The organism is Nitrosopumilus sp. b1, from assembly GCF_014078545.1.
Lineage (GTDB): Archaea > Thermoproteota > Nitrososphaeria > Nitrososphaerales > Nitrosopumilaceae > PXYB01.
Map to the genome: position 1 here is coordinate 1 of NZ_MU078734.1, position 1179 is coordinate 1179.

2 protein-coding genes are annotated in these 1179 nt (G+C 36.5%); both read right to left on the reverse strand.

Annotated features, from left to right (window positions below; genetic code table 11):
• Positions 1 to 462 (reverse strand): biotin carboxylase N-terminal domain-containing protein (locus C6988_RS09345; protein WP_272488188.1); only part of this gene is annotated, 462 nt, incomplete at its 3' end.
• A 6-nt stretch (positions 463 to 468) separates the two neighbouring features.
• Positions 469 to 1179: acyl-CoA carboxylase subunit beta (locus C6988_RS09350; RefSeq protein WP_272488189.1), on the reverse strand; the 711-nt coding region annotated here is incomplete at its 5' end.

Genomic DNA, 1179 nt, shown 5'->3' on the forward strand with positions numbered 1-1179 from the left:
AGGATAACCAATATCATTTGCAATTTTTGTTGCTTCTTCTACATCTTTTACTAAGTCAGGACTGCCAGGTACTGTTGGGACTTTAGCTTTTAACATTGCTTCTTTGCATTCCATCTTGTCTCCACAAAGATTCATTGAATCTGCGGAAGGTCCTATGAAATTGATTTTATTTTTCTCACATAATCTTGCAAAGTCATCATTTTCTGAAAGAAATCCATAACCTGGATGAACTGCGTCTGTACCAGAAGATAACATTACTTCAAGGATTTTTTCTTGATTAAGATAGGATTTTGCAGGCGCTGCCTCACCAATATGAAATGATTCATCTGCCTTTTTTACATGCAATGAATTGTAATCTTCATCAGAATAAACTGCAACAGTTTTGATTCCTAGGGCTTTACAGGTTCTAATTACTCTAAGAGCAATTTCTCCTCTGTTTGCAATTAGTACTTTCTCAATCATGATTAATCACAGGTTAATGTTTCCATGTTTTCTTGGAAGTTGTTTTTCTCGTTTGTTTGCAAGCATTTCTAGTGCTTTAATCAACATTGGTCGGGTCTCAGCTGGGTCAATTACAGTATCTACAGTTCCATGAGATGCTGCAACGTATGGATTATCGAATTTTTCTGCAAAGTTATCAATTAGTTCTTTTTTGAGTGCCTCAGGATCCTTTGCAGCATCTAAGTCCTTTCTATTCATAATTTTCACTGCGGCTTCTGCACCTAATACTGCACATCGTGCTGTTGGCCATGCATAGTTGATATCAGTTCTGAGATTTTTGCTTCCCATTGCGATGTAAGCACCGCCATAAGCTTTGCCAATAACCAAAGTAATCTTTGGTACAGTAGCTTCGCAATATGCAAATAACAACTTGCTACCGTGTCGAATGATTCCGTTATGCTCTTGATTAGAACCTGGCATGTATCCAGGAGTATCTACTAGAGTTATTATTGGAATGTTAAATGAATCACAGAATCTAATAAATCGAGCAGCCTTGTTTGATGAATCAATATCTAATGCGCCTGCCAAGTTTAATGGTTGGTTTGCAACAACTCCTGCAACTTTTCCATTGAATCTTCCAAAACCTACAATTATGTTTGATGCAAACAATTCATGAATTTCAAAGAACTCATGGTTATCAACAATTGAGTTAATGATTTCTTTCATGTCATATGGTTG